14 protein-coding genes and 2 pseudogenes are annotated in these 15,503 nt (G+C 39.5%); 9 read left to right on the top strand and 7 right to left on the bottom strand.

Annotated features, from left to right (window positions below; translation table 11 throughout):
- Positions 1-8 precede the first annotated feature (8 nt).
- The 3 genes from ACJMKR_RS07985 to ACJMKR_RS07975 all read left to right on the top strand — a co-directional run bounded on the left by ACJMKR_RS07985 (position 9) and on the right by ACJMKR_RS07975 (position 3,384).
- A complete protein-coding gene (locus tag ACJMKR_RS07985) occupies positions 9-209 on the top strand; it encodes a hypothetical protein (RefSeq protein WP_423062612.1) in 201 nt (66 codons plus the stop codon).
- 254 nt (positions 210-463) lie between these two features.
- Complete coding sequence (locus tag ACJMKR_RS07980; protein WP_423062611.1) at positions 464-2,038, top strand: PAS domain-containing sensor histidine kinase; 1,575 nt, start codon at positions 464-466, stop codon at positions 2,036-2,038.
- A 104-nt stretch (positions 2,039-2,142) separates the two neighbouring features.
- Positions 2,143-3,384: an aminotransferase class I/II-fold pyridoxal phosphate-dependent enzyme gene (locus tag ACJMKR_RS07975; protein WP_423062610.1), complete on the top strand. Its 1,242-nt coding sequence runs from the start codon at positions 2,143-2,145 to the stop codon at positions 3,382-3,384.
- A gap of 166 nt (positions 3,385-3,550) precedes the next feature.
- On the opposite strand, the gene ACJMKR_RS07970 is transcribed toward ACJMKR_RS07975, so the two are convergent.
- Positions 3,551-4,638, bottom strand: a protein-coding gene (locus ACJMKR_RS07970; RefSeq protein WP_423062609.1) for an IS3 family transposase whose coding sequence is annotated in 2 segments (ribosomal slippage) — positions 3,551-4,386 and positions 4,386-4,638 — 1,089 coding nt in all. Because the reading frame shifts where the segments join, the coding sequence is not laid out codon by codon here.
- Positions 4,639-4,748: 110 nt separating this feature from the next.
- Here ACJMKR_RS07970 and ACJMKR_RS07965 point away from each other — a divergent pair.
- From ACJMKR_RS07965 to ACJMKR_RS07945, 5 genes and pseudogenes are all read left to right on the top strand, one after another.
- Positions 4,749-5,591: a hypothetical protein gene (locus ACJMKR_RS07965; protein ID WP_423062608.1), complete on the top strand. Its 843-nt coding sequence runs from the start codon at positions 4,749-4,751 to the stop codon at positions 5,589-5,591.
- Positions 5,533-6,279: a hypothetical protein gene (locus ACJMKR_RS07960; protein WP_423062607.1), complete on the top strand. Its 747-nt coding sequence runs from the start codon at positions 5,533-5,535 to the stop codon at positions 6,277-6,279. Before ACJMKR_RS07965 ends, ACJMKR_RS07960 begins: the two co-directional genes overlap by 59 nt.
- A 42-nt stretch (positions 6,280-6,321) precedes the next feature.
- A complete protein-coding gene (locus tag ACJMKR_RS07955; protein WP_423062606.1) occupies positions 6,322-6,627 on the top strand; it encodes a hypothetical protein in 306 nt (101 codons plus the stop codon).
- A 326-nt stretch (positions 6,628-6,953) separates the two neighbouring features.
- A complete protein-coding gene (locus ACJMKR_RS07950) occupies positions 6,954-8,186 on the top strand; it encodes an IS256 family transposase (RefSeq protein ID WP_423062605.1) in 1,233 nt (410 codons plus the stop codon).
- Between the two features lie 133 nt (positions 8,187-8,319).
- Positions 8,320-8,892, top strand: a pseudogene (locus ACJMKR_RS07945) (integrase core domain-containing protein); the annotation flags it as partial.
- A 440-nt stretch (positions 8,893-9,332) separates the two neighbouring features.
- Here the strand turns inward: ACJMKR_RS07945 and ACJMKR_RS07940 are convergent.
- The gene (locus ACJMKR_RS07940) at positions 9,333-10,565 is read right to left on the bottom strand and encodes an IS256 family transposase (protein WP_423062605.1); all 1,233 of its coding nucleotides are present in this window, start codon (positions 10,563-10,565) and stop codon (positions 9,333-9,335) included.
- A 73-nt stretch (positions 10,566-10,638) separates the two neighbouring features.
- Positions 10,639-11,190, bottom strand: a pseudogene (locus ACJMKR_RS07935) (helix-turn-helix domain-containing protein); the annotation flags it as partial.
- Positions 11,191-11,210: 20 nt separating this feature from the next.
- Between ACJMKR_RS07935 and ACJMKR_RS07930 the strand changes: the two are divergent.
- Positions 11,211-11,738, top strand: a complete 528-nt coding sequence (locus ACJMKR_RS07930) for a tyrosine-type recombinase/integrase (RefSeq protein WP_423062604.1) — start codon at positions 11,211-11,213, stop codon at positions 11,736-11,738.
- Between the two features lie 504 nt (positions 11,739-12,242).
- Here the strand turns inward: ACJMKR_RS07930 and ACJMKR_RS07925 are convergent.
- The 4 genes from ACJMKR_RS07925 to ACJMKR_RS07910 all read right to left on the bottom strand — a co-directional run bounded on the left by ACJMKR_RS07925 (position 12,243) and on the right by ACJMKR_RS07910 (position 15,370).
- Positions 12,243-12,821 (bottom strand): hypothetical protein, encoded by a 579-nt coding sequence (locus tag ACJMKR_RS07925; RefSeq protein ID WP_423062603.1) that lies wholly within the window; start codon positions 12,819-12,821, stop codon positions 12,243-12,245.
- 297 nt (positions 12,822-13,118) lie between these two features.
- Entirely contained in the window at positions 13,119-13,553 is a 435-nt protein-coding gene (locus ACJMKR_RS07920) for a hypothetical protein (RefSeq protein ID WP_423062602.1), read from the bottom strand.
- Positions 13,550-13,741 (bottom strand): hypothetical protein, encoded by a 192-nt coding sequence (locus ACJMKR_RS07915; RefSeq protein ID WP_423062601.1) that lies wholly within the window; start codon positions 13,739-13,741, stop codon positions 13,550-13,552. The genes ACJMKR_RS07920 and ACJMKR_RS07915 overlap by 4 nt, the downstream gene beginning before the upstream one ends.
- Positions 13,742-13,831: 90 nt before the next feature.
- On the bottom strand, positions 13,832-15,370 hold the full coding sequence (locus ACJMKR_RS07910) for a transposase (protein ID WP_423062600.1): 1,539 nt from the start codon (positions 15,368-15,370) through the stop codon (positions 13,832-13,834).
- Positions 15,371-15,503: the final 133 nt, after the last annotated feature.

The raw sequence follows: 15,503 nt of genomic DNA, 5'->3' as shown, positions 1-15,503 counted from the left end.
ACGAAAACATGAAAATTGATGAAGAATTACTAATTAACTTAAATAAGGAACTGGAAGGGCTTAGTATCATGCCTCAACAGGAACTGTATGAGGTTTTAACTCAAATAAGTGAAATCACAAAAGTTTCATTAACAATAAATATGAAGCAATGCACTTTTGCTTTTAATATACCTGAACAGCAATTAATTCCCGTGCTACGGAGTGCTTAGAGTTTTAAGGTTGCCCTCACTGCAAAATCGCACGAAGAAAAAATAATCGGAGTTGCCAAGTAAAAACACCATTAGGTCTTTAGGTGTTACACTATTTTGCATGTTAAGGCATATTTACTCAATTGACTTGGATGTGGCCATAATTTATGGTTTAACGTAGTATAACTTGTTATCCAGCCTATTGGTTAGGATGATAAATCAGAATTAACTAAGTATTCAAATAGAACACTATGGAAGACTCATTTACTAAGTCATTGCAAAAAATAATTGAGCGGCAAAAAGCTGAAATATTTCGCTTGCGAAGCGTTATTGAGAGTTTGCCAGGTGCTATCTATTGGAAAGATAAAGATGGTGTTTACTTAGGGTTAAACTCTCATGCAGTAGAAAGGGTACAAAATCTTAAGCTTGGAGATAACGGTGTTAAAGAGGCTTTTATCGGTAAGACTGATTATGATTTTTTTTCGAAAAAAGTTGCTGATCAGTATCGCAAAGATGATTTAGAGGTAATGGCGACAGAAAAAGAGTTATCCGTAGAAGGATTTGTTCCCTTGCCTAAGGAGGGTACTATCACTCAACTTTTAACAAAGCGACCATTGTATAGTGAAGGAGGCAAAGTAGTTGGTGTTGTTGGTAATGTTATTGATATCACAGAATTAAAATCAATGGAAAAAAAACTGATTGATGCGAAGAGTTCTGCCATTCATGATCTTCAATATATTATTTCTGAGATGCCGGGCTACGTGTATTGGAAAAACAAAAAATCTGAATATATGGGTTGCAACAAAGAGCTGGCCAGATTTTCTAGATTAAAAAAATCTTTAGATATTGTTGGAAAAACAGATTACGATTTTGAGTGGGGAAAAAAACAAGCCGATCAGTTTATAAAAGATGATCAATTTGTGATGAAAACAGGCAAGACTTTAATTACTGAGCATAAATTATCGAAAAAAAGAGTAGATGGAAAAAAATTATATGTCAGGACTGAGAAAATGCCATTTCATGATAGGCATGGTAGAACAGTCGGTGTTCTTGCTGTAGCAATCGACATTACTGAACAAAAAGAATTGGAAAATAAGCTAATTGCGGAAAAAAATAAAGCAGAACGGGCTAATATCGTCAAAACTGAATTTATGAGAAATATGGAGCATGATATTAGAACCCCATTTAGTGGGGTATGGGGCATGGCTAACCATTTGCTGGAAATCGAAAAGGATTCAACTAAAAAAGAATATTTAAGCGACATCACTCAGTGTGCTAAAGAGCTATTGGGTTACTGTAATAGCATTCTCGATTTTTCTCAGATCGAATTGGGGATGTTAACCGTTATTGATAAAAAATTTAACTTAGAAAAATTAATTGACAGCGTTATAAAAATAGAATTACCTGCTGCAAAGATAAAAGGTTTTGCATTAAAAACAAACTATGACCCAACGATACCGGAAATTTTGATTGGTGATCCCTATCGTATACATCGGATTTTGATTAATTTAATTAGTAACGCTATTAAATTTACACAGAAAGGTTATATTACCTTGAAAGTATTACTTTTAAAGAAAACGATTCGTTCTCTTGTAGTGCGATTTATTGTGGAAGATACAGGTATTGGTATTCCTAGTGATAAGCAGGAATTTATTTTTGAAAAATTTTCTCGCTTGTCATTGTCTAATAAAGGCATGTATAAGGGAATTGGATTAGGGTTACGGATAGTAAAACAATTTATTCATGAAATTGATGGGGAGATCGACTTGGTGAGTAAGGTCGGTGAAGGTACACAGTTTATTTGTACTGTGCCATTTAAGCTTCCCTTGACTAATGATTTTGCTGATTAATGAGGCTTCACAGTTAGCATCTTCGTGGGTGATTTTATTTTAAAACCATTAATAAAAAATAGTGCAAGGATAATGCTAGAAAAAAGTTTAAAAAATAATGGACAATGATTAAGAATTGGCAAAAGAAAAAAATAGATTCGAGTAAAAATTTTCAATCTATCGCTTATGATGAAATTAACGAGCTTGTCTTTAAAGAACGTAAAGGCAAGCAAGTAATCTTAGCCGATGGAAGCGAATTAACAGAGTTTGTGTCCTGCTCTTATTTGGGATTGGATGTCGATTCGCGTATCATTAACGCCTCAAACAATAATATCTTTAAATGTGGTGTTACTTTTTCAGCCGCTCGAACAAGAATCCAGGCAGAAAGTTTTGTGACGTTAGAAAATTTACTTAATCAAATATTTTGTCATGGATATTCAACTACGTTTTCAACGCTTCACCTAGGCCATCTTGGAATTTTGCCTATGCTTGGTTCTGGTGAATTGCCAAGTTTCCCGTGTGATAAAGGTGGGTTTTCATTTATCTTAGATAAAACCGTTCATTCTTCGATACAAATTCAACGCGCACTCATGCAGCAATTTGGAGAAGTTGTCCTAAATAACTTTAACGATCATTTTGAATTAGAAGATTTGTTTAGGAAATCAAATAATGCAAGAAAAACACCGGTTGCTATTGTAGATAGTATTGGGTCAATGGGCGGTGTTGCACCCGTGCAATATTTATTTAATCTAGCTGAAAAATATAACGGATATATTTATCTAGACGATGCGCATGGTACTTCAATTTATGGGAAGCACGGTTGTGGATATGCCTTGCAAGCGTTAGGGAATACTTTTCACCCGCGATTAATCCTAGCATCGTCCCTTGCTAAAGCATTTGGTGCGATTGCGGGAGTCATTATTCTTCCTACGAAGAGTGATGCAAACATGTTAAAAAGATTTTCTCCGACTTATGTTTTCAGCGGTCCACCGGCATTAACTATTATTGATTCTGCAATTGAATCAGCAAAAATACATCTAACAGATGAAATTTATAAACTGCAAGAAAAACTACAAGAAAATATACGATATTTTGATTCATTGCTACAAAAGCATGTTATTAATGAATCGTCGCCTTCTCCGATTCGTGGCATTTTGATCGGAGACGAATATAAAACAATAAAATTCACTAAATTACTCAGAGGTCGTGGTTTTGCTGTTACTGCGGCGATGTATCCTACTGTTCCTAAAGGACGTAGCATATTAAGAATTGCACTTTCTGCTATTCATGAGAAAAATCAAATTTTATCGTTGTGCCAGAATATAGAGGAGATTATGCATGAGTTGCACAACTACTCCATTTTGTAGCGCCTATAGCACTAAAAATAACATACACAAAATAACTAGTCGAAAATCTATTCTTGCTATAGTGAAAAATATATTCAATCCGACTCAAGAAATACTCAATAGCTAAATTTGTAAACGTTGTTTTGGTAATCCCCCCATTTTTAGGGGTGTAAAATAGTAGAATTTGTTATGCTGCTTGAAGCAGCTTTTGCCTTGGCGTTATTCCACCAAGCGCCCTATTAGGTCTTTCGTTATTATAATGCCAGAGCCAACGGGTGGCTTTTTGTTGAACCTCCTCTATCGTTGTAAAAATATCTTGGTTAAGCCAGTCATATCGCACTGTTCTATTAAAACGTTCAATGTACGCATTTTGTTGGGGTTTTCCAGGCTGAATATAAAAAAGCTCAATACCTTTCTTTTCTGCCCATTCCATTAGCTTACCGCTAATGTATTCAGGTCCATTATCGCAGCGCAGCGCAATCGGTTTGCCTCGCCACTCAATGATTTGATTAAGGGCTCGTATCACGCGATCAGCTGGAAGCGATAAGTCAACATCAATCCCAAGCCCTTCTCGATTGTAGTCATCAATAACATTAAACAAGCGGTAGGATCTTTGGTCGCCCAGTTGATCATGCATAAAGTCCATAGACCATACTTGGTTTACTGAGTCTGGAGTGCATAGCGCTTCTGGTTTACGTCGCATGAAGCGTTTTTTAGACTTTATTCTTAGATTTAACGCTAGTTCTCGATAAATGCGGTAAACACGTTTGTGGTTCCAGGCAAAGCCTTTGACGTTACGTAAGTATAAAAAGCAAAGTCCAAAACCCCAGTTAAGCCATGTGCTCGTTAGCCGAATAAGCCAGTCTGCAATCACTGTATTTTCATCCGATACTAGCGGCTCATAACGATAGCATGTTTCACTAATAGCAAATGCCTTGCAAGCAACTCGGATGCTTACTTTCTTATTCTTAACGCAATTCCTTGCCATCTCTCTGCGCTGAGATGGCTTTACCACTTTTTTTGCATAGCCTCCTGAATGATCTCGGCTTTTAAGCGTTCTTCAGCATACATTTTTTTCAGGCGACGATTTTCCTCTTCAAGCTCCTTTAAGCGCGTCATCATGGATGCATCCATCCCACCATACTTGGCTCGCCACTTATAGAACGTGGCATTGCTTATACCATGCTCTCGGCACAGATCGGGAACGGGTGTTCCACCTTCAGCTTGCTTCAGTATCGAAATGATTTGGCTGTCTGGGTACTTCGATTTTTTCATCTTGAATCTCCTCTGTTTAGTTTACGAGAAAATTCTACTTTTAAGTACCTCTAATTTGTGGGGGGATTACCTTTTCAATTTTAGTGGAATGGAATAAAATGGAAACAAGCTTGTTAATTGCTGGCCTTAAAAAAGGGAAGTCTCTCAGTAGTCGACTTTCTAAGGAAATACGCGAGAAAATTAAAAGTAAAAATACTTATGAGTCCATTCTTACAACCTTAGAACACGAATTGGTCAACAGAGAATATAGTATAAATCATCACTTGAGTCTTGTACTGATAAAGAAGTTAGGAGAACTTAAAGGCGATACTCGGGCCTATCTTTTTGCTAAGGATTTTTATACAAATTGTTATTTAATTGATTCACCCAGTTCGGAGTTAGAGTCTAATATTTTCAGCGTGATGATGAAAGTAGCGCATCAAAACAATGATTTTGCTTTTGTTAACAAGGCGTTTGGTGCAATGAAGTCAGCGAATAAATTTCTGGACTCCATCAGCTATAACAAAATGATCAATTTTGCAGGGAAAAACGGAGATTTGGTTTTCGCGAAAGAGGTATTTAATACAGCAAAGGAAGCTAAAGTGGCTCTCGATGGGATTGCTCACGATGTATTGATTGGTTTGGCTGGACAAACCAAAGACTTGGCTTTCGTAAACGAAGCATTTGCTGCAGCAAAGGAAGCAAGAGTTGATCTGCATGTCATCAGCTATAACATAATGATTGCTGTAGCTGGACAAACCCGAAACTTAGCTTTCGCCAAAGAGGTGTTTGCTGAAGCAAAGGAAATGAGAGAGGTCAATTGCATCACCTACTCTACAATGATCTCGGTGGCGTGGAAAAATAAAGATTTCACTTTCGCCAAAGAGGCGTTTGCTGTAAGTGAAAAAAATGGGGGTGGCTTTAGATGCCAGGGGCTACATCACCGTGATACATTTGGCAGGGGAAAGCGATGATTTGGCTTTCAGCAAAGAGGTGTTTGTTGCAGCAAAGACGGCTGGAGTGGCCTTCAATGGCGATGGGTATGGCACGGTGATCTCTGTGGCCGGGAAAGCCGAAGACTTGGTTTTCATTAAAGAGGTGTTTACTACAGCAAAGGAAGCTAAAGTGGCTCTCGATAATATTAGTTATACGATAATGATCGATGCGGCGGGCCAAAACGGAGATGTTTCGTTAGCTAAAAGTTTGTTTGATACATTTTTCGAACGATTTGGCGAACGATTTATTCACAAAAAAAATGATAGAAAGGAGATAGAGTTACATTTCCTAAATTATTGGACTGCCTATTTTTTATTGTTGAGATCAGATTTAGAAAAGCTATTAAGAATAAATACAAGAATTATTTTTGGTAAAGGAATTCATACAAAGAAGAAAAATCCCATTAAATATAAAATGATACATGATACAAGACGCGCTACTATAGATGCTCTTGGAGAGGTATTTCCGAAGCAAAAATATATTTTTAATAAGTTGGCAGGAAATACTGACATCGGCCACTTTGATTTTGAAAATGGTTCTCTTATTTTTCCAGCGAAGCTTAAGTTAGAAAGGAAAAAATCAATGCCTGAGAAGCTGGCTCAAGAATGCATTCCCCAGGAAGAAGTTGCATGTGGAGGAAAGCAATCCACATGTAGAAAAAAGTGATCTAAAAGAAAAACACTAAATGATCTTGTGAATTCTGTTTGCATGCTTAAACAAAGTGAAGATGGATGGTCATCGGATCAGATTAATTTTTTGAAAGGTAAATTAAAAAAATATTTCATGAATATTCATGGCATAGAGCCAGATACAATAATGCCCTCTATACTTTCTCCTCGAGACGTAACGAAATGTTGTAATCTAGTCAACGATAGCAGCTATTCCTGGATTATTAGTTTTTTTTGGGAACTGCCTAAAAAAGTTGTCATTGATGAAGTGGAATTAAATTTTCTAGCTAACCGAATTCAGAGTCGAAATCCTCGCAACAAAAACAGACTGGCAGCATTTTCATAACTTAATGCCGTTGTCTGATCTGCTATACAGGTAATTTTTACTAAATTTCCAGACATTTTTGTCAAAATCGATGGTCTGTGCAATGAAATAGCTATACTGTGAGTTAATTTTTTAGAGCTGCTGAAGGCCAAATAAACAAGAGGTAAGAATTTTATGCGTGAGCAAACGAAATTAAAATGGTTTGATGAAACAGCAAGAAGTAAAGAGTGGGCTCTAGCGAAAATAAATTTAAATTTATCATCTCACGGTACTGAGGGTCTGTAAATAAGATTGTGTAAATGCGATAGTCAGGGAAAGGTCGTTAAAATTATACGGAGTCTTTGACTATGGCAATGAAAACCAATAAATTAGATCCACAGGTTGTGGAATATTTTCTCAAACATACCAAGACCGCATCTGATATTTTCGGTGATACTGGTTTGTTAAAGGAGTTAAAAAAGGCACTGACGGAGCGTATTCTGGAAGGGGAGCTGACGGACGCGCTGGGTTATGCAAAACACGAAGTGTCTGGCAACAATAGTGGTAATTCCCGCAATGGGCACAGCCAAAAAACGATCAAAACAACAGATGGCGAGATGACCATTGAGGTTCCTCGTGATCGTAACAATGAGTTTGTACCGCAATTGATTCCAAAACATCAAACCCGCTTTGATGATTTGGATGACAAAATTATGAGTCTTTATGCACGGGGTATGACTACCCGTGATATTCAAGATCAGTTGAAAGATTTGTATGGCACAACTATTTGTTCGAGTCTCATTTCTACAGTAACCAACGAAGTGATTGAAGAAGTGAAGGCTTGGCAAAGTCGTCCGTTGGACAAGGTGTATCCGATTGTGTATTTGGACGCTTTAGTGATTAAAGTGCAGCAAGATAAAAAGGTTATCAATAAGGCATTGTATTTGGCTTTAGGAATTAATATCGATGGGCAAAAAGAATTGCTAGGTATTTGGATTAGCCAAAATGAGGGCGCTAAATTCTGGTTGAATGTATTAACGGAGTTAAAAAATCGAGGCCTAGAAGATATCCTGATTTGTTGCGTTGACGGGCTAACGGGCTTTCCTGATGCGATTGGCGCTGTGTATCCTAACACTCAAGTACAGCTTTGCATTGTACACATGGTGCGGAATTCATTGCGCTATGTGGGTTGGAAAAAGAAAAAAGAAGTGGCCGCTGACTTAAAAGCTATTTATTCGGCCAGTACGGTTGAAGAAGCAGAATTGGCGCTGACGAGTTTCTCTGAGAAATGGGATGCTGAATTTCCCTCGATTGCCAAAAGTTGGTTGACTCATTGGGAGCGCATTGTGCCATTTTTTGCTTATCCGGCAGAAATTCGGAGGGTGATTTATACCACTAACGCTATTGAATCACTGAACATGAGTATCCGAAAAGTTATTAAAAATAAACGAGTTTTTCCGTCGGACGATGCCGCTTTAAAACAACTCTATTTAGGGTTAAAAAATATAGCCAAAAAATGGACCATGCCGATTCGAGACTGGGGTGCCGCCATGAATCGTTTTGCCCTTATGTTTGAAGATCGCCTGGCGGATTTTGTATAAAACTTAAAATTCATAAGAGAGGAAATTAATTTGAACGCAATGTAGTTTTTGATAAAATTAAAAAATCAGTTAACACAATGGCTGATTCATAATTCTGACTGACGCGATTTACACAAACTAATAAACAGTCCCTATTTATGAGCAGACTTTTGTCGATACCTATAGCAGAATCGCTTTTGCGAAGTTATACACGGAGAAAACAGCGATGACGGCAGCTCATTTATTAAATGAACGTGTATTGCCATGGTTTAATGAGCAAGGTATCCGATTGCTGCGTATGCTCACGGATCGCGGGACGGAATATTGTGGAAAAATTGAGAACCACGCCTATCAACTTTATTTAGCAGTTGAAGACATTGACCATTCGAAAACACGCGCACGTTCTCCGCAGACCAATGGTATTTGTGAACGTTTTCATAAAACGATTAAACAAGAATTTTATGATGTTGCTTTTCGAAAAAAAATATATCGTTCCCTAGAAGAATTACAACAAGACGTTGATGCGTGGATCAAAACATATAATGAGGTCAGGCCCCATTCCGGCGAGCGTTGTTATGGAAAAACACCCATGCAAACTTTTCTTGATGCAAAGCATTTGGCACAAGAAAAAGAATTAGATAAACTATGTAAAACTATTCCAAGCGTGTCGGCAGATGAATTGAATAAGGCGCACAGTAATCACGACACGCAACTGGTAGAGGAGTAATTAGAATCCGATCTATCGGACAGAAAATATGTCCGATAAATCTCAACTGTCAGATCAAGTCGAGAGTTCTACAGCTGATTCATAATTCTGACTGACGCGATTTACACAAACTAATAAACAGTCCCACCTAATATGGCGCTTGGTGGAATAACGCCAAGGCAAAAGCTGCTTCAAGCAGCATAACAAATTCTACTATTTTACACCCCTAAAAATGGGGGGATTACCATTCCAAATAGTTGGGCGTGCTTTTGAATAAAGCTGTACTTCACTCGAGTGCTTTCGCGAAGTACGTGGCCGCCTTTTTTAGAGGGACTGTTTATTAGTTTGTGTAAATCGCGTCAGTCAGAATTATGAATCAGCCATTGTGTTAACTGATTTTTTAATTTTATCAAAAACTACATTGCGTTCAAATTAATTTCCTCTCTTATGAATTTTAAGTTTTATACAAAATCCGCCAGGCGATCTTCAAACATAAGGGCAAAACGATTCATGGCGGCACCCCAGTCTCGAATCGGCATGGTCCATTTTTTGGCTATATTTTTTAACCCTAAATAGAGTTGTTTTAAAGCGGCATCGTCCGACGGAAAAACTCGTTTATTTTTAATAACTTTTCGGATACTCATGTTCAGTGATTCAATAGCGTTAGTGGTATAAATCACCCTCCGAATTTCTGCCGGATAAGCAAAAAATGGCACAATGCGCTCCCAATGAGTCAACCAACTTTTGGCAATCGAGGGAAATTCAGCATCCCATTTCTCAGAGAAACTCGTCAGCGCCAATTCTGCTTCTTCAACCGTACTGGCCGAATAAATAGCTTTTAAGTCAGCGGCCACTTCTTTTTTCTTTTTCCAACCCACATAGCGCAATGAATTCCGCACCATGTGTACAATGCAAAGCTGTACTTGAGTGTTAGGATACACAGCGCCAATCGCATCAGGAAAGCCCGTTAGCCCGTCAACGCAACAAATCAGGATATCTTCTAGGCCTCGATTTTTTAACTCCGTTAATACATTCAACCAGAATTTAGCGCCCTCATTTTGGCTAATCCAAATACCTAGCAATTCTTTTTGCCCATCGATATTAATTCCTAAAGCCAAATACAATGCCTTATTGATAACCTTTTTATCTTGCTGCACTTTAATCACTAAAGCGTCCAAATACACAATCGGATACACCTTGTCCAACGGACGACTTTGCCAAGCCTTCACTTCTTCAATCACTTCGTTGGTTACTGTAGAAATGAGACTCGAACAAATAGTTGTGCCATACAAATCTTTCAACTGATCTTGAATATCACGGGTAGTCATACCCCGTGCATAAAGACTCATAATTTTGTCATCCAAATCATCAAAGCGGGTTTGATGTTTTGGAATCAATTGCGGTACAAACTCATTGTTACGATCACGAGGAACCTCAATGGTCATCTCGCCATCTGTTGTTTTGATCGTTTTTTGGCTGTGCCCATTGCGGGAATTACCACTATTGTTGCCAGACACTTCGTGTTTTGCATAACCCAGCGCGTCCGTCAGCTCCCCTTCCAGAATACGCTCCGTCAGTGCCTTTTTTAACTCCTTTAACAAACCAGTATCACCGAAAATATCAGATGCGGTCTTGGTATGTTTGAGAAAATATTCCACAACCTGTGGATCTAATTTATTGGTTTTCATTGCCATAGTCAAAGACTCCGTATAATTTTAACGACCTTTCCCTGACTATCGCATTTACACAATCTTATTTACAGACCCCATAAATACGGCCAACGCCCTTCATCGTGCCAACATAATACGTATCCTGAGAACCTAAATAACCTGGGTGTTCTGTTTCAATCTCGCCGTGCGCTTCTTTTTCTCGTTTTGATTTTTCTAATGCTTGTCATTGTTCTTCCGTTAATAACATACCGTCTTGCGCCGATTTCGCTTCAAGCGCTTTTAGTCGCTTCTTAAAAGTCTCTAGATCATTACGTAGCCACACCGAACGAACTCCGCTGCTCGATACGATAATGCCTCGCGCCAGTAATTCATTGGCCGCACGTGCCTGACCTAACGCTGGGTTTTCAATAGCCAAAGCAATTACCGCTTCTTCTACATGTAACGGCACTCTATTTTTTTCATTCGGTTTCTTCTTACTCATATCATGGAGTGCTTCTTCGCCACCATTTTCATAAAGTGTTTTGAAACGGTAAAAACTGTCGTGTGAATAACCCATAACCTTGCAGGCTTGTGAAACATTTCCCAATTGTTTAGACAGCTCTAGTAAACCTAATTTGGGTTTGATAATCTTTTCGGATACACTGGTCATAATGACACTCCTCGTGTTGGTTGTTTAAGGTTGGTCAATTAAATTTTACTCTAACTGACCAGGAGTGTCAGATCAAGTCTGAAGGTTTACATATTAACCGCCAGAGAGGTAGAGATTCTACTTACGTATTTGTTCACCGGCATAACGGTCAAATACGGCCTTACTACTCCATGAATACCACTGGTTGGCAAGCTGCCCGTGTTCGTGCGGGATTGTCCGATGTACGTGTTCACGATTTGCGACACACGTTCGGACGTTGTTTACGAGCAATGGGTGTTTCGTACGAAGATCGACAAGACTTGTTAGGGCATAAGTCAGGAAGAATGACCACACATTATTCGTCTGCAGAGATTAGAAACTTAATCGAATCGGCGAATTTAATTTGTCAAAGACGTGTGAGCACTCCTACTTTACGCTTGATCCGGTCCCAAGTTGATCCTAGGTCCCGCAAAAGTCCCGCAAGGATAATGGCGGAGTATGAAGAGAAAAGGGTGGGTTACAAGCGTGTCGCGATGCTCGTGATAGATTATTGCCATCCCTGTCAATAATCGACTCGCAATACGCGACAACTTAAATAGCCGCGGACGTCCTCGTCGCCCGCGCTCCGCGACCTCACGGCTCGACTACGCACGGGCTCTCAAATGACTTGACGGCTCGTAAAGATTTTTTGCAGTCGCTTACGCTCGGCAAAAAATCCGAGCCTACCGCGGAATACGCGCCTTCGCTTCGCTCTCCATGGCGCGCATCGGTTGTAATTGATTGATTTAACGTTAATTAATTGGCTCCCCGGGAGGGATTTGAACCCCCGACCAAGTGATTAACAGTCAGTAGCATATTTTATATGAATCAATTAGTTAAGCAAGGCATTTTTAGGAAAATAGGGTAGGTTAGTGCTTGTTTTAATGAGCCTGGAGTGGTTTTTTAGGAAAATAGACCAGCTACTTTTCAAACTTGGCAGAAAATGGGCGCACGCGGAAGGAAAAATTTTTGTGGCTACCAACAAGCTTATTAAGTTTGCTGGTAGCCTACTAACTTTAAAAATTACTTTTCTTTCAACGTGAGCTGCCAAACGTATGCGGAGCAGAAGAGATTCCCCGAATCTCTGGCTCTACTGAATGAGATCCTGGCTGATTTGAGAAGAAGGAATGAGAATTACCAGTAGAAACTTGGTGGCCTTCTTGAAAAAAGCCTTTTAATTTAGAAATGATTTTTCCTATTTTCTGTTGCCTCTTCTGGAGGAGCTGAAGTCTATTTTTAGCTTCAATGCTCTCTGAGAGCGAATTCAAGTAATGTGTAGATGACCCCATGCCACTGGACACTCGTTCCTCGGCTAAAAAGGATTCATTAAAAGCCATATTTTTCTTAGTCTCAGCTGTATGTGCTCTTGTCTTCATCTTTTTCAGCTCTCGAGTAACCTGGTGAAGCTGCGCCACCAATTGATCAATAGCTTCTTTTATCTCGTGCTGTGGTGTAAAGCAGTTATAACGCTTATACTTAGTCAAGTCGTCGTCTTCCTTTGCTATTGCCATTGCTGCACCAACAGCGCCAAGATTAGAGCTATCACCTATAACCATACCAGAAAAATCCTTAGGTTGGAGCTCATCAGAAAATCGGTCTGTTCTTCTACGCATCACAAAAACCCCTCTTTGAAATAGACATTTACCTGCAATTTGGCACCGTTACTTTTGAAAAGATGCCTTAGAAGTAGAATTATTACATAAAAACCTTAATTTGAAAATTAACATACCCTTAAATGCGTCTGTTTTTTTAAAGTTGTAGAAAAACTACCCCTATGAATTCGCTTGCCGCAGCCTACATGCTCTTGCGTCGATGCAGTTGGGGGTCCTTTCAGCCAAACACGACAGCACGAATTACCGGGATTTCAGTGCGCTGCATTTTATGGTTTATCCCTCAAGATAAAACACTACCTATTCTTTTCTTGTTTCTTCGGGTTCGGGCAACTGCGGTTTCCGAAAGCCGCCCACCACAGCCTGCACGGTGCCGCCGATGAAGTTCGGAATCGTTTTCCGACCGAAAACGGCGGCACAAATCATGGCTAAAATGTTTTCTTGAAACGGCGTTAGGCTGTGCCAAAGGCCCAACGCATACTGATGGAAATCAGGACCAAAGAATCCTGACCAAAAGGGTGAGGCAAATAAGGCAAATGACAGGAGCCGTAACGGTTTATCCTTATCGACTAACTGCGCCAACTCCCACTGCGCTACCGCCAACTGTTTTGAGAGTACCATTTCTTTTCGGGCTTTAATTTCAGCAAGCTTTAAATCTTGGGTTTCTTGTGAGCGTTTTTTGAGCCCTTCAAAAATAGCTTTCACAATCGACCAAATAATTTTAATCGGATTCATGATACTGCCTTCTGCTCTGACTTCACGCGCTTAAAAAAGACCCGCAGCAATACGCAAAAGAAATACGTCAAATACGCATCAACCACGATCGTCCACAGACCGTGCAGCCCATCGTGCTTTAAAAAATAAGCCTCAATGATAGAGCCGACGGGGAACCACACGACTAACACAAAAGCCGGCACTAACATCGTACCCTTGCGCTTCTTTAAGTTGGACTTTGGATAAATAAAATCCCTTGCCAGTTAGGACAATAATCAAAAAATGTGAGTTTCTAAATCTTAAGCTGTTTTTTGCAGCAATTCGTAGAATTGCTCAGGTGTAAAATTTATTTTATCCAACCATGATTTTACTATCCCAATCAAATCCTCTATTTTTTCAGGGTCTGAGTTTTGCGTCTTTTCTTCAGTCCTCTGAATCGTTTTAATTTTTGAGTTGCTATTTTTGAAAATAGCAGGATGTCGCGTGCGTTTCCCCTGCGTATCACCTTTGGTTCTGCCTTGCGGATTACCGCGTGGTTTGCAGAGATTAGCAGGCGTGCCAACGGTATCAAGCACCGTAGAAAAACCCCGTTGCGTTTGTGAAGGGGTCGCAGTTATTGATGGTTTTTCGTTATCCACTTGGAAGCTCGGCAAATACCGCTCCCATTTTTTCGGTAAAATCGGGGCAAGATTCCTCGCTAGATAAAGTTGCGTATACGCTAATGCTGTCATCCGCCACCAATCTTCTTCGTGCTTAACATCCGGTGTTTGGTATCGGTCAAATAACAGTTTGTCTTTACCAAAACGAAAGTAGTGTTCAATGTCATAGCGTCTATCGTAATAGTGATAGGCTTCTAATGCTGTGATTTCATTACGTCGTTCACCAGCGAGTCCTAACCAGAGTGGATTTTTATATAAAGATTTACCGTTAGCATCAACCGCAACCAATTGCACAACAGTAACAGGATGCTCATATCCTTTAAATTGCTTTGAACCACGCAGGAATTGGTCACGCCATATTTTAATCTCCAATTGGTAAGTTTTGCCACTGCGGGTTGTAATGGGTTGCTGCACAATCTCATCGGATTCACGGTGAGTCGTGCTGTCGTTTAGTTTCATCGCATCACCATAGCGTTTTATACTTCCTGAGGTATTATCTTCTATTGATGCGGGCGCGAAAACATTACGGGTACTGTTAAAACGGAAAAGATGTACCCAATTGGGATTTTCGCTAACCAGTTTACGGCAAGCTTCTGTACCATATTTTGAATCAGCCACGCTAACCACCAATTTATGAGTAAGCGCTAAGTCTGCAATACAACGGTTAATTTGCTGCATCCCAACTACATTGCCTTTTTCATCGCTTTTAACGCGCCTCGTATCCAGTGGAACTAACCAATGCTTTTCTTGAGCTGCACCATCATTGGGCAATAGTGATACCGTTGAATATTCATGTCCAATGGTAATCGGTTTGTTACCCGGTGCTGGATTAGGGCTGTAAACCACATGGCGATCTTCAACACAGTGTGCACTTTGACGCGACTGTGGTGTCGTATCCGCAATAATGATCACACGGTCATCGCTATGACTCACATGTTCATATTGTATTTTCATCATGCTATCCCAACAATTTGCTACCGACAAACCATCGCTAATCGCATCGGTAATACTACTGTATTCACGTTCAAAGTATGGCGATTCACATAATTCTATGGGTGTTTTGCAGCGATGGCCATGGCTTGAAAGGGCATCGAGTAAATTCATATTGGCATCGCGTCGCGCGGGGAAGATGTTGTAGAGGAATGTACGGAATTGTTTTAGTTTTTCTGTCGCTAACATCGTTTGTTCCTTATTTTATTTTTTCGAACAAACGTTGTTTACAACGTAAAATTTTTTTTCGGTTTCTATGTCAAGCAATTTTTAATTATTTTTATAAATTTATCCAAAGTCCAATGTATAGAAAAGTTAAAAA

The sequence above is a fragment of the Candidiatus Paracoxiella cheracis genome (assembly GCF_049348705.1).
Classification (GTDB): domain Bacteria; phylum Pseudomonadota; class Gammaproteobacteria; order Coxiellales; family Coxiellaceae; genus Paracoxiella; species Paracoxiella cheracis.
The sequence above is the reverse complement of the archived record's forward strand: the minus strand, read 5'-3'. Positions and strand labels throughout refer to the sequence as shown.